This window comes from Verrucomicrobiia bacterium (genome assembly GCA_035460805.1).
GTDB lineage: Bacteria > Patescibacteriota > UBA1384 > CAILIB01 > CAILIB01 > DATHWI01.
Genome location: DATHWI010000057.1, coordinates 1 through 1,542 on the forward strand (window position 1 = coordinate 1; position 1,542 = coordinate 1,542).

The following is a 1,542-nucleotide window of genomic DNA, read 5'->3' on the forward strand; positions in this document are numbered from 1 at the left end:
GGGGTGCAGTAAATATGGGAATCGTTCTGGGTAATAGGGCCGCGCACACGGATAAGCCCAGTAAGGGTACCGGACAACTCGTTGCGGTAAATGCCGCCTGCTTCAGCCAGTTTTAGCGGAAGGTCGCGGTAACTGGTCACCAGCTTCTCCATAATCATATGGTGGTGCGGGCAGTTCATTGGCTTGAGGTAGAATTTCTTCCCCTCTTCATCGGTCAAGGAGAACATGTCCTCACTGTAGTACTGGGCATGGCCCGAGCGGATGTAGAGGTTTTCGTGGGCTAAGACCGGGGTGGCAACATACTGGTACCCAAGTGCCTCTTCTTTTTTGCGCATGTACTCTTGCAGGAGGTACTTGATGGTCTCGCCACGCGGCAACCAGAGCGGCAGGCCTGGCCCCACTTCTTCAGAAATCATGTAGATGCCAAGCTGCGGACCCAGCACACGATGGTCGCGCTTCTTAGCCTCCTCCATCATTTGGATGTAGTTGGAAAGCTCCTGCTCAGATTCAAACGCCAACCCATAGATGCGCTGGAGCATAGGGCGCTTTTCATCGCCACGCCAATAGGCACCGGAGACATGGGAAAGCTTGAAGCAGCCGTCAGGAATTTCATTGGTGGCGGCAACGTGCGGGCCTTTGCAGAGGTCTACAAAACTGCCGGAACGGTAAAAACTCACCTCGGTTTCACCGGCGGCTGCCAGGTCGCGGATAAGCTCTTCCTTGTACGGCTGTCCCGCAACCATGGCAAGCCCTTCTTCAATGCTGTAGGACTTCACCGTGAACTCCACATGCTCTTTCACCAGCCTTTCCATACGGGTCTGCAGGTCAGTCAGGTCATCTGGCGTTACCGGGCGGGGCAAATCAAAATCATAGTAAAAGCCATTGTCGATGGCTGGGCCAATAGCCAGCTTGGCTTCTGGGAAAACTTCCAGCACGGCCATCGCCAAAATATGCGAAAGCGAGTGACGGACTTTATGGAGCTGTTCAGGTGATACTTCGTTCATGGGAGTTGTGTGGTGGCCTAGCGGGCAGGGATGCGGAATTTTTTAGCTAACGTACGGATTTTCTCGGTCACCTGGGCTGTTGTTTCTGGTTCCCGGAGCACTGAGGCGATACAGTCTGCAAGTGTCTCCATTTCCGCCTCTTTCATCCCTCGCGTCGTCACTGCTGCCGTACCAAAGCGCAACCCGGAAGGGTTGGCGGGTGGCTGGTCATCAAAAGGCAGGCTGTTCATGTTGCACACAATGCCCACCTCTTCCAAAAGGAGTTGTGCCTCTTTGCCGCGGAGTGGCCCAGGGCGGAGGTCTAGCAGGAAGAGGTGCGTGTCCGTACCATCGCCCACTAGGCGGAAGCCTTGCTGTTGGAGGCGGATAGCCATGGCCCGCGCATTGGAGACGGTCTGGCGGGCGTATTCACGGAACGAAGGGTGAAGCGCCTCTTCCAACGCCAACGCCTTGGCGGCAATGGTGTGCATGTGAGGGCCGCCCTGGGTACCAGGGAAAACCGCCCGGTCTATGGCCTTGGCAAATTCTTTCCGGCAGA

General features: G+C 55.9%; 2 protein-coding genes. Both read right to left on the reverse strand.

The genetic code is table 11. The features are described from left to right. Positions 1–1,004 (reverse strand): threonine--tRNA ligase (locus VLA04_01850; protein HSI20439.1); only part of this gene is annotated, 1,004 nt, incomplete at its 3' end. 17 nt (positions 1,005–1,021) lie between these two features. After that, a partial coding sequence (locus tag VLA04_01855; GenBank protein ID HSI20440.1) for a serine hydroxymethyltransferase occupies positions 1,022–1,542 on the reverse strand: 521 nt, incomplete at its 5' end.